Origin of the sequence: Bradyrhizobium sp. DOA9, assembly GCF_000617845.2 — a bacterium.
In the GTDB taxonomy this organism is placed as follows: domain Bacteria; phylum Pseudomonadota; class Alphaproteobacteria; order Rhizobiales; family Xanthobacteraceae; genus Bradyrhizobium.
Genome location: NZ_DF820425.1, coordinates 4,687,708 through 4,708,285, shown reverse-complemented (window position 1 = coordinate 4,708,285; position 20,578 = coordinate 4,687,708). Strand labels below are relative to the sequence as shown.

The window sequence follows — 20,578 nt, the reverse complement described above, 5'->3', positions numbered from 1 at the left end:
TAGTTCCTTGTTTGCTGGTGATGCCCGCGCCGAGCGGCCGGGTGGAAGGGAACGCAGCGGCGACGTGCCGCTGCGCCGGCGTGATGATGGCGAGCCTTACGCCTCGCGCGCCCAGGTGCCGCGCAGCGCCTGCACCGCGTAGCCGTCGGCATCGTTGCCGCCGATGATGGCGAAGTCGCCGCGGCGCGCCGTCGCCTTGGTGTTGATGAGATCCTTGTTGTCGGCGCCGGTGATGTCGGGGCCGAGGATCATGTCGGCCGCGTTCGGGCTGATGTTGACCGCCACGGCGCCGAAGGCCCCGCCATTGACGACCGCGAAGCTGTCGAGGCCGGTCGCGATTGCCGGCAAGGTGACGATCTTCGCGTCGGTATCGACCCAGAACAGCTTGCCGGAATCCTCGGCATCGAGCGTCTTGTCGGCGCTGATGGTCTCGCGCACCGTGTACTGCTGCCAGGGATCGCGCAGCGCGTCGACATCGAAGCGCACCACGACGACGCCGGCGGAGACGAAGCGATGCACGAAGCCAATGAAGCTGCTGCCGACCGGCGAGAAGCTGAACGTGTCGTCATCGCTGGCATAGACCGGCTGGCCCTTGTCGGTGATGACGGCCCCGGTCACCGGCAGCTCGACCTTGCCGGCCGTGCGCAGGTCGACGTTGATCGCGGCGGCCGCACCGGCGGAATTGTCCGCCTTGGCATTGGCGAACCCGGCGAAGCGGTCGCCGGCGACCAGCGGCCGGCCGTGGCCGGAGGCATCGACGACGCCGACCGCGGCGCCCTCATAGACGATATCGGCGGCGATGACAGGAAGGCCGCCCTCTTCGATCACGTCCTTGCCGCCCTCATACGCGCGCGGCTTGTTAGCTGCCAAAGTCGTCATTGGCTGTTGTCCTTTTCAGATGGTTGGTACGGAAGCGCCGGCGCAGGATGCGGAACGGCGAAAACGAAACTGGCCGGCGATCAGCTCGCCGACCGGCCCCCCAGCACGCGCACCTTGCCCGACGCCTCGGCGCGCTTGAGCGAGACGTAATCCTCGGCGGAGGCAAACTCGGCCTGCAGCTGCGGCGAGGCCGCATATTCCGCCTTCCAGCCCTCCGGCGTGGTCGCCTTCTCGCTGCCGGACGCCGGCGCGGCGGACGCACTCGGCGCCGCCGGCACCTTGCCTGTCAGCCTCTCGACGTCGGCAATCGCCTGCAGCTGATTGCCGCGCAGCTGCCGCTCGGCGGCAAGGATGCGGCCCGCAGCCATGTCGGGCGTCACCGATGCATCCGCCTTCATGTCGGCGATCAGCTTGTCGTGGCCGGGCAGTGCATGCGCCTCGATGCCGAGGATCCGGCTGCGCTCGGCGGTGGCGCCCTCAAGGCGCAGCGCGTTGCAGAGCTCGGGATAGGCCGCGACCAGGTCCGCGGTCGTCGTGGTGGTCGCGGCGGCGGGCGCCGGCAGCTTCTCGCCTGGCGCCAGGCTCACGATAGCACCAGGCGGTTGAGACTGCAGAGCGGTCTGCAGGGCAGTCGTCGTCGCAGCCGCAGCGAGATGCACGGCCGCCAGTCCGGAAGTCGTCATGGTCTTCTCCTTGTGATGGCCGATTGGCCTAGTGAACGCTCTTTACGAATTCGGCAAAGGCGAGTTGCGGGTCGATGATCCCGTCAACCAGCCCTGCCCGCACGGCGTCCTCGCCGTGATAGACCTGCGCCTCCGTTGCCAGCGCCCGCGCCATAGGCAGGCGAGCGCCGCGCGCGGCTCCGACCACCTCGGCGAATTGATCGCGTCGGCGATCGACGCGCGCTTGCAGGGCGGCCTTGACGTCGTCGCCGAGCGGCATCGTGGGGCTGCCATCGGTCTTGTGCTTGCCGGATGAGATCAGCGTCACCTTGATGCCGTCCTGCTCGAGCTTCTTCGACAAATCGGCATGCATGGTGACGACGCCGATCGAGCCCGCGGCGCCGGTTTCCGGCATCACGATCTGCCGCGCGGCGGAGGCCATGAGGTAGCCGGCCGACAGCGCGAAATCGGTGAGGATCGCCAGCGTCGGCTTTTGCGCCGACAGCGCCGCGATCATCGACGCCGTCTCGAACGCGCCATTGACCTCGCCGCCAAAGCTGTCGACCTCGAACACAACACCCTTGATCTTGGGGTCGCGGGCCGCCCGCGCGATCTGCGTCTGCAAGCCTTCATAGGAGGTCTCGCCGGAGGATTGCCCGATGAACTTGCCCTTGTGCACGAGCGTGCCCTCGATGCCGATCACGCCGACATTGTCGATCATCTGCACCAGGCGGTCGCCGCGGCCTGCGGCTTCAAACGCGCGGCCCATGGGATCGCCGACCTTGCCCATCGCATCGGACGGACGGCCATTCTCGAACGCGACGTGATTGACCGCGGCAATGCCCGGCAGCGTCACGCCGCCCTCGACGATGCGCGCGCCGAGACCGATCAGGAAAGCCTGCAGCTTGCCGGGATCGACCATCAGCTCGGAGCCGAACAACCGGCTGGCGATGTGAGGCATCAGCAGCGTCATGACGCTTTGCTCCGCTTGGGTTGGGTTTCGTCATCCGACGTATCGTCGGCTTGGTCCGGATCTTGCGGCTCGGCGGCCACGCCCGGCCCGGACGGCGGCGGCGCGCCGAGACCCGCTTCCTTGCGCATGCGCTGTTCCTTGGCGCGCTGCGCGTTCTTCTTCTCGAACTCGCCGCCGGTCCGCTCCATGCAGACCTGCTCGATGGTCTTGAAACCGGCCTCGACGTCCTGCTTGTCGGCATCCGATTCCTGCTTCGGATTGAGGCTGGCGCGCTGCGGCCCGATCCACTCGGCGCCGCAATAGGCCTTGCGCATGATCGGATCGGTGAAAAAGCCGGGACGGTTGAGGCGGCCGGAGGCGACCGCCTCCTCCATCATCCATTCATAGACCGGCTGCACGAAGCCGGCGGCCAAGCGCCGGCGCCGCTTGCGGAAATACTGCCAGGCCAGCTCGAGCGCGGCGCGCGAGGCGGAATAGGACGCGGTGAAGTGCTTGACCAGCAGCTCGAATGGCAGCTCGAGCGCGACGCCGATCTGCCGGCAGAACGCCAGAAAGAACGGATCGAACTTCTCGTTCGGCCGCGTCGGATTGATTGCGGTCGCCTTCTCGCCTGGCGCAAGGCTGATGACCGCGCCGGCGCCGAGCTTGACCTCGTTCGAGGCCAGTGAGGAATCGGTCTCGCCAATCAGCGGCTCGCCGCCGTCCTCGGTGTCGGGCGTCTCGATCGCCAGCGTGAACATCGCCGAGATCACCGCGGCGGTCACCTCGGCGTCGGAATAATCGGCGAGCTGCTTGATGGCCTCGATGACCGGCGCCAGATACGGCACGCCGCGGGTCTGGTCGGGCCTGGTGCGCTCGAACATATGCAGCACCAGGGCGCGGCCGTCATCGGTACGCGCCGGCACCCGCTCCCACGCGAGGCCCCCGACATGCAAGCCGCCGGGATGCTTGTTCGTGATGTGGTAGGCGACCGGCACGCCGTTGCCATCGTGCTCGATGCCGCCCTTGATCGTGTCGCTGTCCGCCGCCCGATGCGGGTTGCACACCCGATCAGCCTCGATCAGCTGCACCTTGGTGCCGTAGACGTCACCCGGATCCTTGCGATACCGGCGCACCGCAAAGTTGTCACCGCTCTCGAGCTCGGAGCCGAAGGCGAGCGCCTCCATCTCGTCCATGCACTGCACGCGCGTGAAATCGCAGCGCTCGGAGAACAGCTCCCATTCGCGTTCCTGCTCGCGCTCCATCGCATCGGCCTGCGCCGGCGTGATGCCGAGCGCCTCATGGTCGATCGAGGCCTGCAGCTGCAGCCCGTCACCGACGACGTGGGTGATGTTGGTGGCAATCGCGCCGGTCGCGAGCGGCGCATTGCGGCGCAGGTCGCGCGATCGGGCGCGCAGATCCGGCAGGTCGAGCAGCGTGTCCGCGTCGGCCGAGCCTTCCTTCGGCCGCCAACGTTTGGTCGGCCGCCGATCGCGGGCGCCGCCGTTATAGCTGCCCGACGCCATCATCAACTGCGTGCGCGCCTGCAGACGCGCCAGGCCGGCCGATGGCGAGAACGCGGAAACGACGCGGTCGATGAAGGTCGGAGAGGCGACCGGGATCTTGCTCATTCGGGCACCACATAGCGGGTCCGCCGCCGGCCGCCGGCGGACACCGGCGTCAGCGCGTTGACCTGGCCTTGCCAGAACTGGATCTGCTGGCGGATCTCGGCGGCATCGGCGCGCTGCAGCTTGCGGCGGCCGTTGCCGGTCTCGATCTCGTAGCTCTGGCTGCGTGCGACGGCAGCCGAAGCGGCGAGCCACAGGGTGAGCTGGGCTTGCGCCTGCTCGAGCGTAATGCCTGCCATCTCAAATGCCCGTCGAGAGAACGCGCCGGCCACGCGCGCGGATCTTGGCCGAAGATTGCGCCGTCGGCGCCAGCGATGCTGCTGCAGTGGCGCCACGCGGCGCGAGCAGATCTTCCAAGTCGCCCTGGACTGGCGCCAGCGGGATTTCGCGCTCCTGCTCGAGCTTGAGCCAGATTGCATCCGGCAGGCCGCGGATGCCGAAATTGTTCGCAGCAGTCTCGGCCTGGTTCATGGTGTCGAGCGCTTCGTTGGCCTGGCCGGGATCCTTCTCCCACTTGTAGACTTCAAAGCCTTGGCGGTTCTTCTTCGCCTTGCGGTACTCGGCTGTGAGCTGGCGGAAGTACTCGTCGTCGAGTCCGCGTGGAAACGACACAAAGCCCTTCTGCAAAGGATCTTCCTTGGCAAGGTCGCGGTACAACGCCATCTTCAGCACCGAGGCGCCGAAATTGAAGAAGCGCCCAGCCCACTTCAGGATCTTGCCGGTGCGCTCGTTGCGCTCCTTCTTGACGCGGGCGATGCGTGGCGCCGAATCCTCGCCTCGGCCGCGCACCATGATCAGCTTCGAGCGCGGATGACGCTTGGCCCAGCTCCAGACGTCCTCGGTCCAGGCATTGCCGTCGATCGCGGCGCGGTCGATGCCGATGCGCCGACCGAAGCCGTTCGGCCAAGTCTGCTGCAAGAGGCCGTCGAGCCGGGTGCGCGTGATGTCTTCCGAGATGTGGCCGGGGATCACGCCATAGGCGATGACGAAGCGACGGAAGTCGCGGCCCCAGCCCACCAGCTGCCACTCGACGCGGTCCGCCTGGCAGTCGATGCCGAGCGTAATGACCAGCGCGCCGGCAGGGATCTCGCCGCAGGCGTAGTGCGAGGCGGCCGCGCGATCGCGCAGCTTCTCCCACGGCGGCGCCTCGCCCTTGGCCTGGTATGCCTTGCCGCAGGTGTCGTTGAGGAAGGTCTGCTCGGCGGCGCTGTCGCCCTTGACCCGCAGCCACTCCATGGCGATGCGAGCCCAGGACTGCAGGTAGGAATAGGCGCTCCAGATCCAGAACGAACGATGGAAGCGCTTGGCTTTCTGGTTGTGAGCGCGCCACTCCAGGCCGGCGAGCATCTGCGGACGATGGTGTTCCTCGATCTCGCAGCCGCAGGCGACGCAGGTGAAGTGCGCGGCCTCCGGCTTGTCCGGATCGAGATGGGCCAGCATGTTCTCCCATTCGAGCACCTGCATGGCCTGGCAATGCGGGCACGGGACGTAGGGATACTCCTGGCTACCCTGCTCGAAGCTCTTGGTGATCCGGCATCCCGGCATCACCAGCGGCGTCGACGTCTTCAGGATCTTGGCGAACTCGGCGGCCCGCGAGCGGCCGTCCGCCTGCATCTCCGGATCGCCCGCCGCATTCATCTCCCACTTCGCCAGATCGTCCTGCACCTGGCGGGGCATGGTGACCTGCGACAGCGACGCCGGCGAGTTGGCGCCGGAGATCAGGATCGCGCCGAGGCCGTCAACATGCTCCTTCATCAGCACCGAATTGGCACCGTCGCGCGAGCCGGCTGGGAAGATGCGGTTGAGCGAGGTCGTACCGCGCAGCATCGGCAGCAGCTTCAGCTTCGACCAGCGGATCGCGTTGTTCTCGGTCGGATGCGTGTACAGGAAGTCGGTCGGATCCATGTCCATGGAGCCACCAACGAAGACGTTGCCGACCACCGTCTTGCCGATCTGGGCCGATCCAATCACCGTCACGACGCGGCAAGGATCATCCGGAGACAGCGCTCGCAGCGGCTCGTCGAAATAGCAGAACAGCTTGCGATTGTACGGGCCCGGAAATTGGCTCTCGCGCTTGGTGAAGACGATGTTCTCTTCGGCCCAGCGCACATAGTCGACCTGCGGTGGCGGCTCGATCGCCGCGGCCGCCGCTTCCATCGCCAGCCGTTCTGCGTTTGCGATCTGGATGCACATCAGCTGGTTTCCGTCTCGTCCTGGTCGATGTCATCGCCGGCGAGCTCGTGGTCGACGACTTGCGGCAGGGTCTCAACCTGGTTGCGGATCTCGCCGGCAGCCGCGGCGCGGACCTCGCGAAATTTGGTGCGCAGCAGGTGCAGCACGTCGCGCTGCGGCAACTTGAACTCTGCCGAGATCGCGGTCGCAAATTCGCTCAAAGCACCCTCAAATGTCATCACCAGCTGTGCCACCGCACGTCCGACCTGCGCCCGCGCCGCCGCTGCATCGGTCAAGAGGCCTGCGCTGACGGCTTCCTGGCGGGCGCCCTCGCGGTTCTGCCGCTCGAGCTGCTCGAGCCGCTGCCGCTTGATCTTCTCCTCGACAGAGTCGACGGCGCTGGATGGCGGCGGCGACGGCGGCACACCGCCAGGCGGCGAGGTCGGCGACGGAAACGGCAGAACGTCACCTGATGACGTAAGCGGCGCCGGCGGTGCGACATCCAGCTTCGTCGACAGACCGTTGCCCGTCATCTGCAGCGGGTCGAGCTTTACGCGCAGCTGCTGGCACGCCACGCTCTCGCGGATCATCGCGGTGCGCCCCTCGCCGACGATCGCGGCGCCGAAGATCTTGCCCTCCGACAGCCACTGGCTGACTCGACCCGGAGTCACATTCCGGCGCCGAGCGAACTCGCCCTTGCTGATGACGTCCGGATCGGCCATGGCGGCGGCAACGCTCACAAGTTTAGGCCCTCACTTTAGGCAGCCCTTTAGCCCCGTTTAGGCTCTCAAAACCGGCTCAGCCTGGAGACCCGCCGCGGTCCGAATTACTCGCGGCTGGGGTTTTGCTGGAAGGACCCGTGATCGATCGAGGCACACGGCGCGAAAATTGTTCGATCGATTGGAATTTTTTTCGAAAGATCAGGGCCACCATTGTGCCGGGTATGATGGTGGCCCTGAGGTTGTCCTTCGAGAGGAGCGATTGGGTGTGCGAATTCACCCATCGCATACCCATGGCATGGCAAAGCCCGACCTGATCAGGCCGGGCTTTTTGCTTTGGATACAGTGAGAGATTGATGAAGCGCGCTTTTCGCTTCGGTCCGCCTAGTCCTGGAGCATACACCTTGACGGCTCAGCTTCGAGAAAACAGGAAAGGCTTTGAGGTCAGCACGAATGGCCGATTCCATCCTTGGGAGTCAAGAAGCCGGAAGGGGTTTACCACCACGGAAGGCAGCCCTCAGCTTCCGGCTCTTCTTCGGCTTCGACCGCTTCACCTTGCGCAGGATCTCTTCCTTCAGCTCCTCGCGCGCAACAGCATCGAGACGCTCGCAGCTTTCCAAATAGCGAAGGCGGTCGATCTCGCGATCGTCGATCCAGCCAACCACCAGCGTCACGCCCCAAACACGAAGCAACCGCTGAAAATTCTCGTCTGTTTCCCACAGGAACACGAAGACGTAGCCGCCGATCATCGGCGTCGCCTGATCGTATTTGCGCCCGCGCCGAACGACGGTTTCGATCGTCTCGGGCACATAGATGCCGAAACGGCGCTTGGCGAGCTCCTTCTCGACCTGACGCGACTTGATCTCCACCACATACCATCTCGGCTTGCCGCCGAGCTCGGCGAAGCGCGGATCGACCGGCGAATAGGGCCGCTCCATCTCGCGACGCGCCTTGGCGGAAAGCGCCGCCAACACCTCCGGCGAGAAAGCCGCCGGCAACTTCGTCGTCATGTCCCAACATTCCGTTCTCCACCCGGTTTGTTGGCCTCACCCGCCTGTGACAGCGGTTCGAGAAATGGTTCTGCGGAGAACCATTTCTCCGGGAGGATCGATGGGAGCTTGCCTAAGGCCCCTCATCGATCCTCCCGTCTCGAAAAAGCATTGTAGGACAATGCCTTCTCAAACCCATTGGGAGGTTGGGAGGATTGGGAGCTTATTTCCGTGTCTGTATTGTGCGCCCGCGCGCCCGCGTATGTAACGTATGGAAACAAGCTCCCGAAATTCCCTCAACCTCCCATTCGCTGAAAACTCAACGGCTTATCGAACTTTGATTCCTCCCAACTTTGGGAGGTTGGGAGGATGCGTCGCCGCTCTTCGAGCGGCGACGCACACGTCAGATCTCGATGTTGCCCGCATCGGCCGTCTCCTTGTCCCCATCGGCACGCATGCGCAGCGGATTGCCCTCGTGATCGAGGAAGTCGCTGACGCTCTTGGTCAGCTTGATGTCGAGGAACCACATCACGTTGGACTGCTTGCTCTTGTAGCCGCGCTCCTGCATCGCCAGCGACAGGCCGCGGTTCTTCCACGCGGTCTCGCCTGAAGCCTTGCACCAGGCCTCGTAGACCTGATGCAGCACGGATGATTGGACGCGATCGCCGAGGCTGGGCGCGACGCATGCGGTGAGGAAGCGGCCGAGAGGGTCTGAAGCCGCCCGATATTCGTTCGTCGCCTCCACGACCTCCGCAGGCTGCTGCAGGCCCTTGTCGAGCCAGACCCTGAGACCATCGAGCAGCCAGTTGAGAATGCCGGCGCCTTCGTTGCGGAGCTTTTCAGCGAGATGGATGTCGCGCTCTTCCTTGGGAATGGTGACGTTGAACGGCACCAGCTGAACGCGCCGCCAGATGCCTTCATCGGCGCCGGAGATCGTCGGCCGGTAATTGCCCGACATCGTCAGCTTAAATTGGGGATAGAACTTGAACAGCGGCATGTTGAGATGCCGCGCCTGCATCGGCTCGCCACCAGTCACAAGCTTGATCAAGGCCTCGGCGAGCTTGGCGCCCTTTTCCGGCTCGGATGTGCGCAGCATGCGCACGCCTGGCAGGATGGCCAGATCCGGCGACGGGCCGGAAGCGTTGCGCGTGCGGCCGCCATCCAGGAAGGTTTCGATCGGCACGGTCTCGCCGTAATCGCCGGCGACGTAGGACGCGGCTTCGATCAGGACGGACTTGCCGTTCGAGCCCTTGCCGTAGAAGAACGCGAGCAGCTGCTCGAGCGCGCCCGTCATCGACAGGCCGAGCCACTGCTGCAGAAATGCCCGCATCTCAGGTTGCGGCTGCACGCGCGCCAGGAAGGCGTCAAATACGGGCCGCTCGGCCGTCGGATCATAATCGATCGGCGCCAGCTTGGTGATCAGGTCGGCCGGATCGTGCGGCCGGAACTCGACATAATCGCCTTCATCGCGCTTCGCGATCACCAACGTGCCGTTACGGACGTTGATCTTCATCTTGTCGGCGTCGAGATCGGCGATCTGCACTTCGAAGTAAGGCGATCCACGTTTCGACAGGGCGCCGAGCTTGTTGGCCGACTCCGAGCTGCGACCATAGGACGCGATCTTGTCGGAGTAGAGCAATTCCTTGTCCGGATCGAACATGAAATCGCGCGCGCCCTTCGGCGCATCGGGGACGTCCTTGCGACCGCTGCTGCGGACGGCCTTGGCTTCCTCCTGAATCATCCGCACCGTGTCGTGCTCGGCGATCTTGACGATGCCGTCGGCGCCCTCGCGGCTCCAGCGGCGGCCGTCCCATGTCAGCCAGCCGATCGCCGCGCACCACAGCAGCCGATCCTTGTAGCGCTCGCGGAATCGCTCGGCGTTGCCGAGATCCGTCAGCGGAAAGAACGCCAGGCGCATATTGCGGGCGCCGTCGGTCTCGGCCGGCGGCTTCGGCGGCTCGCCCCCCGCACCCCAGCCGACGGCGGATTGACGCGCTGCTCCCGTTTGGGAGCTTGGCTTGCCATTCGCCGTCGGCAGGGGTGCAGGGGAGACGGAGGAATCGGGAGGATTGGTATCATCGGGCGGCTGCGTGTCGCCGGCGGCGGAAGGCGCGCGGCGGGACGAGGACCTGCGGTCGACCGCGTCGGCATCCTCCCTGCGGCCGTCATCTCGAGTCACACTCCCAGCCTGCCCGCGGCCGCGCGGCCGGCTTTGCCGATCCGCCGCTGCGCGTCGGATCTCGTCGAGGTCGCGCGGTTGGGTTCGGCCTTTGCGGAATCCGCTCTCGATCGTGGCCCTCACCGCGCGCAGACCATCGTCGCGGATCAGCCCGCAATCCGCAGCCGCGTTCTCGAGCGCGGCACGGACGAAGCTTTCGTTCAGCGCGCCGGCGGCGACCAGCTGCGCCAGCTTCAGGCTGGCGATGTTGAGCGCATCGTTGCGGCCGCCCTTGCCTGCCTGGCGCACGCTCTGCAGCTCGGCATCGAGCGCAGAGAGGCCGTATTTGCGCACGGCGTCATCACCGGCCGCGATCGCGCCCTCGCCGCCCTTGCCGGCCGGCGGCTTCACGCCGGCGGCCGCGCGGGCGCCAATGCCGGATCCTTGGCCTGATCCTTGCGGCTTCTCCTCGAAAGCGCCGCGGCGCAGGATTAGGTCGACCAGCGCCGGCGGCGCCGGAGCGATCGCCATGTCGGCATCGGCCCCCCAGGTATAGGCGACGCCGTCATCACGCAACGATGGCGGCAAAATCACATAGCCGTTGTCGCCGCGGATATCGGTCCTTGACTGCCTACCGAGCAGCTCGCCTCGATTGCGGATCTCGTCGACGTCGCCAGGCTTCTGGAACCAAAGATGCACGCCACCCCGCGGCGTGCGGGTGAACAGGGTCGACGGAAGCTGGCCGCCGATCGCGGCCTCGAGCGCCAGCTGCAGGTTAGCGGCCTCGAACACCTCGCCGGTTTTCTTGTCCTCACCGGCGTCGAAGTCAACGACGAACACGCCGATCGCGCCGGGTGAGAATCCGATCATCGCCTTGGGCCAGCGCTTCCACCACGTCCGGATCGTTTCCGGCTCGATCGTCGCGAGCTTGTAGCCACCCTCGCCCTCGACATCGCTCTTAACCAGCGGCTGCTTGGTCTTGGGATGACACGGGAAGATGGGCCAGCCGCGGCCGGCATAGGCGAGCGCGTGCTCGAGCATGCTCATTCCGGCTCGACCTCAGCGTCGACATTGAGCTCGGCCGACCGCGCGATCGCGGCGCGCGCCATGCCGACTTTCAGCCGGTCCAACATCACCGCGTCGGTCTGGATGACGTCGATCAGCCGGACGATGCCGGCGAAATCATCGCGACGCTCGATCGCTCCGGCGTCTGGCGCCTTCAGCAGGCCTTCCGCGACCAGCGCACGTTGCGTGATCTGGATGCGCTCCATCTCCTGCAGCGCCGTCTGCTGCATCCGGACCAGGTTGGTTTTGCCGGGGGGCTTCACGGCTGATCGCCCTCCAGGAACTTCCAAGCGGCATCAGGCCCGTCAGCGATCAGCCTGCGGACGAGGTCAATGATCACGAGCTTGGCTTCAAGTTCGGAAATAGTCTTACGATCCCGCTGCGCGATCGCCGCCAGCGCCCCGCCGGCGCCACCGATGCAGATACCGGAGGCGAGCAGATAGATCCGCAATCTCTCACCCGGATCAGCCGTGAGCTGGAGCACATCCTCGAGGGCGCGTTGCACTTTGTCGGAAGCGTGTTTTGGCAGGTCGAAGTTGAGACTCATCAGGCGCTCCCCCGCGCTTCGACGTGCCCCAGCATCTCGGCCGGAATCTCCCCGGCCTTGTTCTTGGCGTCGACCTCGTCAGCCAGCTTGCGCAGCTCCGGCGCGACCCATTCGAGGCCGGTCGTCTTGCCGCGCCATTCCGGCGAGCGGTGATGCTTGTCGTAGATGTCGGCGAGGCCGCGCGCTTCCTTAGGCCCTAGATGCAGCGAGGCGGTATGCACCATCATCGCCACGCGCCAGCCCTTGCGCTCGATCCAGCTGACGCCGACGGTCAGCTGAGCGTCGGCCGGCGCGTTCATGCAGGCCTGGCCGAACTTGCGGAAGGCTTTATTGGGGTTCATGACGCGTTCCTGATCTGGCGCCAGGTGCGCTTGCAGGCCTCCTCCGCCTTGGTGAAACTGTCCCAGGGACCGCCGTCGATCCTGATGGTTTGGCTGCTGTTGTGATGATCGAGGAGGCGATAGGACGCCGAGTAGCCGACGAACTTGCTCTTCTCGTCATCGGTCCAGTGCGACACGCCCGGCTCATAGCTGATCGCCCAGCTGTAGCCGCCGTAGACGGCCTGCCACAGCCGCACGCGGCCAAGGCTCGGAATCGCAACGTTGAGAGGCTTGCCGTGGTCCTTGTTGCCAGGGTAGTCGAGCACGGCGCCGAGGCGCTCGGACACCTCCTCGAACCGCATCGTCATCCCACCCCTCCCGCCGGCACCAGGCCGGCCGCATTGAGCCAATCATTGATCTTGAGCAGGGCGAGCCGCCGGGCGTCGGGAACGTCGCGCGCGGGCCGCCAGGTCGTCGAGGCCGAGGCCTCCGGCAGCGTCAGGCGGAAACAGGCCTGGTGCCGCGCGCCGTCGTTGCGCATGATCTCGCCGACCTGGACGCGGCCGAGCATGATCACCTCGCGGCCGACCGTCTCAGGCCGGAACTCCACCACGCCTTCGTGCGCCTCGTCCGCCATCGCCGTCAGCGCTTCTTTGCCGTCTTTTTCGCGGCGGTTTTAGCGACGCGCTTCTGCGCGATTGCGGCCTTCCTGGTGTCGCGATCAGCCTTGGCCTTCTTCACGGCCTCACGCGTCGACGGCACCTTCGATTCCGGCTTCGCCGGCGCCGCCGGCGCGGCCGCGGCAGGCGGCTTGTATCCATCGCTGCCCGGGCCCTTGTAGTGCACCGTGCGCAGCTCCTTCGGAAGCCACCCGGTCTTGCCGACGTTGGCGAGCGCGAACTTCCAGATCTCCGGCTTGGTCTTGCCGGCGATCTTACGGGCCTCGTCCTGGTTGATCGCCTCAGTGATCGCCTTCAGCACGAAGCCTTTCGGCGCCGAGGAGAAGTAATCCTCGGCATCGAAGCGCTTGGCGAGCGCGGCGTTGAACACTTCGGCATCGAGCGTCTGGCGGATGGTCGGAAACTTGTTGCGCACCGCATCGGGCGTGCGGTACCGGCTTTCCGGCACGATCTGCGCGCACACGATCTTGGCCAGCACCTCGGCGAAAGGCGATTCCCGCAGCAGCGGATCGCCGGCGATCGCGTCACGCGTTGCGGCCGTCAGCTGAGACTCGAGCCGCTCGATCAGAGCGTTCGAGAGCGACTTCGGCTCTGGGGCCGGCTTTCCCTCAGCCTTCGCCTGCTTGGCTTCGGTTTTGCGCTGCTCCTTGCGCTCCTCGCGCTCCATCTTCGCAGCGGCCTCCTTCTGCGCCGGCTTCACCCGGCCGAACATAACCTTGAGCAGGCCATTGTCGTCGACCTCGAGGAAACATCCGGCCTTCGCCTTCATCGCCGGCGTGTAGGCGCGCTCCTCGATGGTGCGGTTGAGCGCGCGGAGCTCGAGAAAAGCCTGCTGCCCCGCAGGCGACAGCTCGTGCAGCATCGCGCGGGGCCCGGCTTCCCGCGTAATCTTGACGTCGAGCTCGGCGATACGTGCCTGCTCTTCCTCGGTCGGCTTGCCCTTCGCGTTCAGCTCGCCATAGTGCCAGGCGTTGTTCGGCCGGGCCATCGCGAAGCCCCAGCCGCCCGCCCTGAGTGCCCTGCATTCGTCGGCGAGCTTTTCGTCGGCAAGCTTCTTGACGAGCTTAGCGTCTGAAACCTTGTGGTCGACGCCGAACAGATCGCGCGTCACCTGCCCGCCGCGGGCCACATAGGCGTCGATGCCGACGAACTCGACCAACGCGCCGGTTTCCACGTCGATGTCCAGGATCTCTTTGACGTCGGACTCGTCAATCTCGCGGCGCCATGCGTTGTCGCGCCCTTCGGCGCGCAGCTGTTCCAGCACCTCGTCTTGCCGCTTGTGGTCGGCGAGCGTGAAGGCCTTCGCCGCGTCCGCCTTGAACTCGCCATTGCGCCAGGCGTTGCGAACCGCCGGCGACAAATGACCGAGGGCCAGGACCTGCTCGACCTCACGCGTCGTCATGCCATATTGGCGCGCGATCTCCTCTTCGGACTTGCCCTTCTCGTCGCGAAGCTTGGCGAAGGCCTCATATTCGTCGACCGGATGGAACTTCCTGGCGGTCACCGACACCGCCAGGGAATCCTCGAAGGCTTGGTCGGCCGTCGTCAACTTGCAGTCGACCAGCTCGGATGAGCCCTCGCCGTAGATCATCCGCAGCGCGTAGAGCGAACGGTTGCCATTGGCGACGAAGTAGATATCCGGCACACCATCATCGTAGACCAGGAGATCATCGATCTTGCCGCGGGCATGGATGTGCGCGGCGAGCTCGGCGATGCCGTCCTCCCGGCCGGTGACGCGCGCGTTGCCGGGATGGTTCGGCGCTTCGTGGCCTGGACGGAGGAACTTGAGCGGCACCTGTAGATGTGCTGAGGGCACTGTCAGTCTCCCTTGTTTTGCTGGAAAAGATCGGCGCAGTAGCGGCAGATGCGCTGCGGCGATATGTTGCGCGCGCCGTCCCAATCGCCGGGATAGTCCGGCCCCTCACCGCGCGACGATGTGTGAAAGCTCACCTGCCCGTTGGGCAGGTCGACGTAGAGCACCCAGCGATGAAACTCCTGGGCGGGATCGATCTTCCAGCCCCAGCGCAGGCTGCCCACCTCGGCGAGCGCCCTGCAGAGATTGTCCATCGCCCATTGCTTCTTGTCGTAGGCGCGGCCGCGAAAGCCGCCGCCTCGATACACTTTCGCGCGCGCGGAGGCCTTCTGCGCTCGGAACAGCTCGAGTCCGACGACGCCGGCGACGCCGAGTTCGCGCAGATCGTTGTAGAGCGCGATCGTCGCATCGCCGTTCGAGCCTTCGTAGATCGCGAGAATGTTGGCGAGATCACGCATCGGCTTGCTCGCCTCCGAACAGATCCGTCTCCTGCTCCAGCTCGGCCGCTCCGGCATAGCGCATGGCGATCAGCGCCCGGGCAACCAGATGCCAGACGTGGATCCGCAGCCGCGGATAGCCCAGGACGGTCCCGCCCCGCTGGCACACGCCCCGATCGAGTTGCTCGCGCGATCGGCCGCGCAACGTCTCGGCGGAATAGTTGCCGATGTCCTTGGTGCCACCGGCGTTCCGGATGTGCATCCGCGCGATCTCGGTGACCTTGCGGGTGATTGCCGAATGCAGCTCGACGCGAACGACGATCATGCCGCCCTCTGCAGCTGCTCGAAACGATCGAGGAAGGCGACCTTTGCCGTCGATGGCGACCAGCCACCGATCTGGATCGGCAGCGGCTCCTCGGCATCGATCACCCACGGCTCGGCCGAGGGCGCCATGATTTGCATCCGCTCGGTCTTGAGCAGGCGTCGATCGGCGAGCTTCACGCTTTCGGGCGTGACCTCCGAGAGCCCAAAGCGACGGTAGACGACGGCCTGGCAGCGCTTCTCGGCCGCCTTGTAGTCCGGCATATAGGCCTTGATCGGCGACAGCATGTCGAGGAGGTAGGCCTCACTGCCATCGTGCAGCAATCCAGCCAGAGCGTCGGCGCCGCAGTGGTGCGAGACGTAGACCGAATGCTCTGCGTTGGCGTAGAAGCGCAGGCAATGGCCGCCGAAGCGGCACTGCATCGCCAGCGCGTGGGCGATATCGACGATGTCGACATCTTCCGGCCGCGGATCGAGCGGCCAGAACTTCTTGCCCGTGTAGGTTTGAATCCAACCGGCGAGTTTCACGCTGCCCTCCTCATCACGGGATGTTGAGTAAACCGCTCCGCATCGTCCGGCCGCGTCAGCGTTTCCCGGCACACGGGCGGAATCCAGAACGGCGGTTGCGCGCGGCGGCCGCGCAGCCAGACCAGCCAGACATAGGCGGTCGCCGTGGTCCCTTCCGGATCCCAGCGGCCTTTGCAGAGGTTCACGCGTTCCGAGAAAAAGGCGACGCAGGTCGGCGGCGTCTTGCTGTAAATGCTCTCGTAGCGGCCGCCGCCTTCCAGCCATTGCAAGCGAACAAACATGGCGACGCCGACGCGGGCGAGCTCCAGCATGCGGGTGAAGAAAGCCTCGGCCTTTTCGTCGAACGGCGGATTGGTGACGAACCAGTCGGCGGTCTGGCTGGTATGCTCGTTAAGGAAGTCGGCTACGGCCCCATAGCCGTAGTCGAAGACGTCGCTGGCGAAGACTTCGGCAAAATACTCCTCGAGCACCTCGGCGATGTGGCCCTCGCCGCACGCCGGCTCCCGCACGCTGTAGCGCTGGGCGTCGATCTTCAGATGCGCGAGCACGTGCTCGACCAGCGCGCGCGTCGCCCAGGGCGGCGTCGGGAAATAATCGAGGCTATCGTCGGGCTCGACCCGGCCGGACATGATCGAGCGCGCGCCATGGATCACGCCGGAATCGTCGATCGGGTCGACCAGGATGGCGCGGCCGCCGCGGATCTTCTCGCGCACGGCCTGGCACAGCGCGGCGAATTCGTCCGGATCGAGCTCCGCCGCCCTCTGCGCCTTGGTCGACAGCTTCTTCCTGACGCCGATCTCCTCGAGCGTCGCGCGCCGGGTCTCGTCTTTCTTGCGCCGGCCGCCGCCTGTGCCGAGCAACCCCGCCTGCTGCAGCGCGAGCAGCATGCCGCCGAGCTCCCGCTCAGCCTCCATCTGCACCACCGTCACCTCGATCAGTGCCTCGCGGTCCTGCACCTGCCGCGCCCTCAGCTTGACGTGATCGAGCTGCTGGTGGATCTCCAGCACTTCTCTCGGCTGCCGGGCCCGCACCAGGGCCGCCCGTGCGCGATCGCAGATGTCGACATAGTCGTCGAACAGGGTGACGGCGGAGGTCATGCAGCATCCTGATCGAGGCGGCGCTGCCAGCGCGCCTGCAGCACGCGCCACAGCGGCGTGCGATCGCCGGACGCCTTTGCGCGCGCCTTGGCAAAGCCGGCCTCGCCGTCCATGCGAATGATCCTGGCGAGCGCCTCGAGGTCGACCTGCGGCCGATCGGCAAGGATGTTCTCGACAGCCGTGATCGCGCCGGCGGCGATCGGCGCCATCTCGCCTTTGACCAGGCACTCCAGGATCTGCCGCGACTTGATGACGCCGCGCTTCCTGATCATGTTGCGGATGATGGTGACGGCCTTGGTGTCGCCGACATGGATCGTCGAGGTGTTGGTGTACTCACGGATGGTGACGCCGGCGCGCTTGCAGACCCGCTCGACGTCGAGCGCATCCGGATCGCCGGAGGCGCGCAGCGCGTTGTAGATCGCGATCGGCGACACCGCGATGCGGTCGGTGTTATGGCCGACGAACGCCCTCGCCCGCTCGTCCTGCGCGACGGCCTCGACCACGAAGCACGGAAGCTCGGTGATCCCGAGGCTTGCGGCGGCGATCGCCGTGTGCTGACCATCGATCAGGTGATACTTGCCGCCATCGTCGACGGCGATCGGCGGCTTGACCCTGTTCCAGGCAAAGCCGCGATAGATCCGCTCGATCAGCCGGAACGACCGATCGGTCAGATCGCGCTGGTAGGTTTCGTCGACGAACAGATCCGTCGGCGCCACCCATTTCAGCTCCGGTTTTTTGCCGGCGATCGACGCTGGCGCAGCATCGGCGAATGTGAGCGGCTTGATGCGACGGAGGGTCATCGGCGCACCCCCGGCATGCTGTTGTGCTCGACGCCGTCGAGGAAACGGCCGGTCTTGCTCTTGCCGAGGCGCCGCATGTACTGGCCGTCGAGCATCAGCCCGACGTTGCGCAACTCCTCGTCCTCCTGCGTCTCGCTGGCAGGCTCGACCGCCGGCGACCACGCGCCCCATTGCTTGAAGAAGAACGGAGTCTCATTCCGATCGCACTGATCGCGCAGGCTCCGCACCCAGTCCGGATGCATGGCCCGCGCCGAGGCGCCGCTCTCGCCCCCGACAATGACCCAATCGACAACGGCGCCATGGAATTCCTGGTCGTCCTCGACTGCGACGTCGCATTCCAGAGCGCTGTGATGTTCTTCGCAGCCATTAGCAGCTCTCACGAGATCTTCGAGATCGATCGGGCCGAGCAGCGGCTCGAGCGAGACGAAACGCACGGCCGCCGGCGTCCTCTGGAGCTCCGGAATCCGCGCGTTCGCTTCCTCCTGCCGCTCGGCCGAGACGCCGAGCCAGACGTTCGGGAGAGGCCATGGCGAATATCCTCCCCTCAGATTGAACGCGGTCGCAAAAGCGTCGCCCTCGAGAATTTCGTCTGCCGTTACAACCCTCTGGGACGACGGCTTGTTACGCGCGACGGCACCAGACGTTCCGAGGTACGCCCGCATCCGCTTCGCGCGCTTCGATAAGGTCGTCGAAGCAATCGATGCGATCGGAAAGGCGGCGCGCTTCGCCGTGATGGCGCTGGCGCCGCAGCATACGTTCCAGGTGCTGACGAACATCTTGTCGAGCATCTCGTCGGTGACGAAGTCGGCGAAGGCGTCCGTCATCGAGCAAACGAAGATCTTGCGAGGCTTCTTCCAGCGCAGCGGCTGGGTGAGCATCTCCTCATCGAGCAAGATCTCGATATCCTTGCGATGGCCCGGCTTGTAGGGGAGCCCGGTACCGAGGCGCTTGTTGAAGCCTTCCGAGTAGCAGAACTCGCACCCGGTCGTGGCGTGCTCGCAATGCCAGCCGACCTTGCCGGTCTTGAGGTTGCGCGCACGGATCGGATTCCAGGAGGCATCCGTCCATTCGATCTTGGAGCGGTCGCTCATCGCCGATACCCCTCCCCCGCCCCGTCTCGCTCGTTGCGCAGCGCCTGCCATGCCTCGGTGCGCAGGATCGGCAGCAGCGCGCCAAGCGCAGCGAGCCAGCGCGAGCCGGGATCCATCTCACCGCCGAAAAACGCCTCGCAGCACTCCACGATCGCGGCAGCGGCGTGAGTGCAACGGATACCCTCAGCCGGACGGCTCGATGCCGCGCGCACCTCCTGCGCCAGCACGGCAAAACGCGTGTCGGCGGCCAGGCCATGGTGGCGCGCGGGCCTTGTCAGCACCTCCTCGGTGAAGCCGATCAGCTGGGTCAGCGTCTGCGACAGCGGCCTCATGCCGAGGCTCCGTGGTCGCGCGCAAACCGGGCGCGCTCGTGCTGCACGAGTTCGATCAGCGAGCCGACCACATGCATCCAGCGATCAAGCCGCTGGGCATCAGCCTGCGGATCCGCAGCAACCACCGCCGTGGTGCCCATGGCGACGTTGAGCATCCGCACCGGATTGAGCAGGCCATTGGCGAGCGGGTCCGCGAGCAGCAGGTCGAGCTGCAGCTGCTCGGCGTGCATGCCGAGCAGCGTCGGGCCGTCCTGGCCCTGCAGGAAGGACGTGGCGTGCCTGACGGCGCGCACCGCCAGCATGTTCGCGACCTGGCGCGAGGCGTGCGAGAGGCGGTCAGACATTGCCGGCCTCCTGGCGATCGCTCCTGATCAGACGGACGACGGAGCTGCGCTCCGCGCGGAAGTAGCGGACGGCAGGAAACCCCGGGTGGACCTGGTCCCCGCCGTCCGCCTCGCCGGCGGAGGGCAACCGCACGGAGCTGAAGAAGAGCGGCCGCCGCAGCCCCAGCGGATCGAGCGCACTGCGCGCGCGGCTGCGCGTCGTGAGCGCATCGAGCTCGGCGCGCGTGTAGCCGAAAGGATGCTTGTCATCGAAGTAAGGCTTGGCCGACGGGTGTCGCTGCCGCCGGCCAAGCTCGGGCTCGCGCGCTAAGCGCGATGCCCAAACCGCGCATGCAAGACCGAGCGCGGTGAAAACCAGTGCGATCGAGATCAGGATCTTGGCTGCCATCATTGGAGACACGTCTCCTCATTCGCCGGAGAGCATCCGGCGGCGGGTTGGCTCGAAACGCGGGTGGCTACAGCGGGAAGGCCTTAAGCAGGCCCCTCCCGGATTGTGGACGGGCTGTGGAGCACGCCGGGCGAACCTTGCGACTCACCCGGCGCACCGTCTTGGCTGGCAGGCGAGCCGCCATCGGCCCCTTTTCGGACAGCGCGATCGCGCCAGCCGCCGGCATTCACCGTGCCGGCGTGAGGCGGGGATAAAGCCCCGCCGCGATCCGAAAGGAGGTGATGGTGCCATGCGGAAGCGTGGCAGAAGCCCGAAGGTTCAATACGTTCGAAGGTATGCGCGATGGGTGAAGGGCGATCGCCGGCGTGTGGGTGACCACAGGCGCGGTGAAGACCCGAAACCAGCGAGCAGACCGAGCGAGCTCCAACTTGAACTCTTCGATCCCGAATGACGGGGGTCGCAACCCCGTCAAACCGATGGCGGCTCACCATCGAAAACCTCTTGAAATGCAGGCCCGGCGCGCCGTTTCCACACTTGTCCACAAGCGCCGAATTCGGATTTGTGAAAACGGCCAGATCGCGTGCCGCTCGCGGCGAAAAGTTTTCCACAGGCCCAAAGTCGGGGCGCAGCTGCGCTCGAACGGTCTCGCCGGTTCC

At 65.9% G+C, this 20,578-nt stretch carries 24 protein-coding genes; all 24 read right to left on the bottom strand.

What is annotated here, in order from left to right:
* Positions 1-96: 96 nt before the first annotated feature.
* Positions 97-879 (bottom strand): hypothetical protein, encoded by a 783-nt coding sequence (locus BDOA9_RS38940; protein WP_025036132.1) that lies wholly within the window; start codon positions 877-879, stop codon positions 97-99.
* 80 nt (positions 880-959) lie between these two features.
* Positions 960-1,562 carry a hypothetical protein gene (locus BDOA9_RS21995; protein WP_042336338.1) on the bottom strand — a complete coding sequence of 201 codons (603 nt, stop codon included), beginning with the start codon at positions 1,560-1,562 and terminating at the stop codon, positions 960-962.
* 28 nt (positions 1,563-1,590) lie between these two features.
* Positions 1,591-2,514 carry a S49 family peptidase gene (locus BDOA9_RS21990; RefSeq protein ID WP_052363101.1) on the bottom strand — a complete coding sequence of 308 codons (924 nt, stop codon included), beginning with the start codon at positions 2,512-2,514 and terminating at the stop codon, positions 1,591-1,593.
* The gene (locus BDOA9_RS21985) at positions 2,511-4,124 is read right to left on the bottom strand and encodes a phage portal protein (protein ID WP_025036130.1); all 1,614 of its coding nucleotides are present in this window, start codon (positions 4,122-4,124) and stop codon (positions 2,511-2,513) included. The genes BDOA9_RS21990 and BDOA9_RS21985 overlap by 4 nt, the downstream gene beginning before the upstream one ends.
* On the bottom strand, positions 4,121-4,360 hold the full coding sequence (locus BDOA9_RS21980; RefSeq protein ID WP_025036129.1) for a DUF6148 family protein: 240 nt from the start codon (positions 4,358-4,360) through the stop codon (positions 4,121-4,123). Before BDOA9_RS21980 ends, BDOA9_RS21985 begins: the two co-directional genes overlap by 4 nt.
* Position 4,361: 1 nt before the next feature.
* On the bottom strand, positions 4,362-6,314 hold the full coding sequence (locus tag BDOA9_RS21975; RefSeq protein ID WP_025036128.1) for a phage terminase large subunit family protein: 1,953 nt from the start codon (positions 6,312-6,314) through the stop codon (positions 4,362-4,364).
* Positions 6,314-7,033, bottom strand: a complete 720-nt coding sequence (locus tag BDOA9_RS21970) for a hypothetical protein (RefSeq protein ID WP_152033396.1) — start codon at positions 7,031-7,033, stop codon at positions 6,314-6,316. The genes BDOA9_RS21975 and BDOA9_RS21970 overlap by 1 nt, the downstream gene beginning before the upstream one ends.
* A 455-nt stretch (positions 7,034-7,488) precedes the next feature.
* Positions 7,489-8,022, bottom strand: coding sequence for a transcription termination/antitermination protein NusG (nusG, locus tag BDOA9_RS21965; protein WP_025036126.1), 534 nt, complete (start codon positions 8,020-8,022; stop codon positions 7,489-7,491).
* A 382-nt stretch (positions 8,023-8,404) separates the two neighbouring features.
* On the bottom strand, positions 8,405-11,206 hold the full coding sequence (locus tag BDOA9_RS21960) for a phage/plasmid primase, P4 family (RefSeq protein ID WP_025036125.1): 2,802 nt from the start codon (positions 11,204-11,206) through the stop codon (positions 8,405-8,407).
* Positions 11,203-11,487, bottom strand: coding sequence for a hypothetical protein (locus BDOA9_RS21955; RefSeq protein ID WP_025036124.1), 285 nt, complete (start codon positions 11,485-11,487; stop codon positions 11,203-11,205). Before BDOA9_RS21955 ends, BDOA9_RS21960 begins: the two co-directional genes overlap by 4 nt.
* Positions 11,484-11,771, bottom strand: a complete 288-nt coding sequence (locus BDOA9_RS21950) for a hypothetical protein (RefSeq protein ID WP_025036123.1) — start codon at positions 11,769-11,771, stop codon at positions 11,484-11,486. The genes BDOA9_RS21955 and BDOA9_RS21950 overlap by 4 nt, the downstream gene beginning before the upstream one ends.
* Positions 11,771-12,112 (bottom strand): hypothetical protein, encoded by a 342-nt coding sequence (locus tag BDOA9_RS21945; RefSeq protein ID WP_025036122.1) that lies wholly within the window; start codon positions 12,110-12,112, stop codon positions 11,771-11,773. Before BDOA9_RS21945 ends, BDOA9_RS21950 begins: the two co-directional genes overlap by 1 nt.
* Positions 12,109-12,459 carry a hypothetical protein gene (locus tag BDOA9_RS21940; RefSeq protein ID WP_025036121.1) on the bottom strand — a complete coding sequence of 117 codons (351 nt, stop codon included), beginning with the start codon at positions 12,457-12,459 and terminating at the stop codon, positions 12,109-12,111. Before BDOA9_RS21940 ends, BDOA9_RS21945 begins: the two co-directional genes overlap by 4 nt.
* Complete coding sequence (locus BDOA9_RS21935) at positions 12,456-12,701, bottom strand: hypothetical protein (RefSeq protein WP_244521510.1); 246 nt, start codon at positions 12,699-12,701, stop codon at positions 12,456-12,458. The genes BDOA9_RS21940 and BDOA9_RS21935 overlap by 4 nt, the downstream gene beginning before the upstream one ends.
* A 32-nt stretch (positions 12,702-12,733) precedes the next feature.
* Positions 12,734-14,587, bottom strand: a complete 1,854-nt coding sequence (locus BDOA9_RS21930; RefSeq protein WP_152033395.1) for a ParB/RepB/Spo0J family partition protein — start codon at positions 14,585-14,587, stop codon at positions 12,734-12,736.
* Positions 14,588-14,589: 2 nt separating this feature from the next.
* On the bottom strand, positions 14,590-15,042 hold the full coding sequence (locus tag BDOA9_RS21925; protein ID WP_025036118.1) for a hypothetical protein: 453 nt from the start codon (positions 15,040-15,042) through the stop codon (positions 14,590-14,592).
* Complete coding sequence (locus BDOA9_RS21920) at positions 15,035-15,346, bottom strand: hypothetical protein (RefSeq protein ID WP_025036117.1); 312 nt, start codon at positions 15,344-15,346, stop codon at positions 15,035-15,037. The genes BDOA9_RS21925 and BDOA9_RS21920 overlap by 8 nt, the downstream gene beginning before the upstream one ends.
* Complete coding sequence (locus BDOA9_RS21915; RefSeq protein WP_025036116.1) at positions 15,343-15,870, bottom strand: phosphohydrolase; 528 nt, start codon at positions 15,868-15,870, stop codon at positions 15,343-15,345. The genes BDOA9_RS21920 and BDOA9_RS21915 overlap by 4 nt, the downstream gene beginning before the upstream one ends.
* Positions 15,867-16,967 carry a hypothetical protein gene (locus BDOA9_RS39495; RefSeq protein ID WP_244521509.1) on the bottom strand — a complete coding sequence of 367 codons (1,101 nt, stop codon included), beginning with the start codon at positions 16,965-16,967 and terminating at the stop codon, positions 15,867-15,869. The genes BDOA9_RS21915 and BDOA9_RS39495 overlap by 4 nt, the downstream gene beginning before the upstream one ends.
* Positions 16,964-17,767 (bottom strand): DUF6551 family protein, encoded by an 804-nt coding sequence (locus BDOA9_RS21905; protein ID WP_025036114.1) that lies wholly within the window; start codon positions 17,765-17,767, stop codon positions 16,964-16,966. The genes BDOA9_RS39495 and BDOA9_RS21905 overlap by 4 nt, the downstream gene beginning before the upstream one ends.
* Positions 17,764-18,858, bottom strand: a complete 1,095-nt coding sequence (locus BDOA9_RS21900; RefSeq protein ID WP_025036113.1) for a DUF5131 family protein — start codon at positions 18,856-18,858, stop codon at positions 17,764-17,766. Before BDOA9_RS21900 ends, BDOA9_RS21905 begins: the two co-directional genes overlap by 4 nt.
* Positions 18,855-19,190 carry a hypothetical protein gene (locus BDOA9_RS21895; RefSeq protein ID WP_025036112.1) on the bottom strand — a complete coding sequence of 112 codons (336 nt, stop codon included), beginning with the start codon at positions 19,188-19,190 and terminating at the stop codon, positions 18,855-18,857. Before BDOA9_RS21895 ends, BDOA9_RS21900 begins: the two co-directional genes overlap by 4 nt.
* A complete protein-coding gene (locus BDOA9_RS21890) occupies positions 19,187-19,534 on the bottom strand; it encodes a hypothetical protein (protein ID WP_025036111.1) in 348 nt (115 codons plus the stop codon). The genes BDOA9_RS21895 and BDOA9_RS21890 overlap by 4 nt, the downstream gene beginning before the upstream one ends.
* On the bottom strand, positions 19,527-19,925 hold the full coding sequence (locus BDOA9_RS21885) for a hypothetical protein (RefSeq protein WP_025036110.1): 399 nt from the start codon (positions 19,923-19,925) through the stop codon (positions 19,527-19,529). The genes BDOA9_RS21890 and BDOA9_RS21885 overlap by 8 nt, the downstream gene beginning before the upstream one ends.
* Positions 19,926-20,578: the final 653 nt, after the last annotated feature.

Coding starts and splice junctions, on each gene's coding strand:
- BDOA9_RS21990 (WP_052363101.1), bottom strand. CDS start 2,514: ATGACGCTGCTGATGCCTCACATCGCCAGCCGGTTGTTCGGCTCCGAG.
- BDOA9_RS21995 (WP_042336338.1), bottom strand. CDS start 1,562: ATGACGACTTCCGGACTGGCGGCCGTGCATCTCGCTGCGGCTGCGACG.
- BDOA9_RS21985 (WP_025036130.1), bottom strand. CDS start 4,124: ATGAGCAAGATCCCGGTCGCCTCTCCGACCTTCATCGACCGCGTCGTT.
- BDOA9_RS39495 (WP_244521509.1), bottom strand. CDS start 16,967: ATGACCTCCGCCGTCACCCTGTTCGACGACTATGTCGACATCTGCGAT.
- BDOA9_RS21920 (WP_025036117.1), bottom strand. CDS start 15,346: ATGATCGTCGTTCGCGTCGAGCTGCATTCGGCAATCACCCGCAAGGTC.
- BDOA9_RS21980 (WP_025036129.1), bottom strand. CDS start 4,360: ATGGCAGGCATTACGCTCGAGCAGGCGCAAGCCCAGCTCACCCTGTGG.
- BDOA9_RS21950 (WP_025036123.1), bottom strand. CDS start 11,771: ATGAGTCTCAACTTCGACCTGCCAAAACACGCTTCCGACAAAGTGCAA.
- BDOA9_RS21890 (WP_025036111.1), bottom strand. CDS start 19,534: ATGTCTGACCGCCTCTCGCACGCCTCGCGCCAGGTCGCGAACATGCTG.
- BDOA9_RS21925 (WP_025036118.1), bottom strand. CDS start 15,042: ATGCGTGATCTCGCCAACATTCTCGCGATCTACGAAGGCTCGAACGGC.
- BDOA9_RS21900 (WP_025036113.1), bottom strand. CDS start 18,858: ATGAGCGACCGCTCCAAGATCGAATGGACGGATGCCTCCTGGAATCCG.
- BDOA9_RS21960 (WP_025036125.1), bottom strand. CDS start 11,206: ATGAGCATGCTCGAGCACGCGCTCGCCTATGCCGGCCGCGGCTGGCCC.
- nusG (WP_025036126.1), bottom strand. CDS start 8,022: ATGACGACGAAGTTGCCGGCGGCTTTCTCGCCGGAGGTGTTGGCGGCG.
- BDOA9_RS21885 (WP_025036110.1), bottom strand. CDS start 19,925: ATGATGGCAGCCAAGATCCTGATCTCGATCGCACTGGTTTTCACCGCG.
- BDOA9_RS21945 (WP_025036122.1), bottom strand. CDS start 12,112: ATGAACCCCAATAAAGCCTTCCGCAAGTTCGGCCAGGCCTGCATGAAC.
- BDOA9_RS21895 (WP_025036112.1), bottom strand. CDS start 19,190: ATGAGGCCGCTGTCGCAGACGCTGACCCAGCTGATCGGCTTCACCGAG.
- BDOA9_RS21975 (WP_025036128.1), bottom strand. CDS start 6,314: ATGTGCATCCAGATCGCAAACGCAGAACGGCTGGCGATGGAAGCGGCG.
- BDOA9_RS38940 (WP_025036132.1), bottom strand. CDS start 879: ATGACGACTTTGGCAGCTAACAAGCCGCGCGCGTATGAGGGCGGCAAG.
- BDOA9_RS21905 (WP_025036114.1), bottom strand. CDS start 17,767: ATGACCCTCCGTCGCATCAAGCCGCTCACATTCGCCGATGCTGCGCCA.
- BDOA9_RS21940 (WP_025036121.1), bottom strand. CDS start 12,459: ATGACGATGCGGTTCGAGGAGGTGTCCGAGCGCCTCGGCGCCGTGCTC.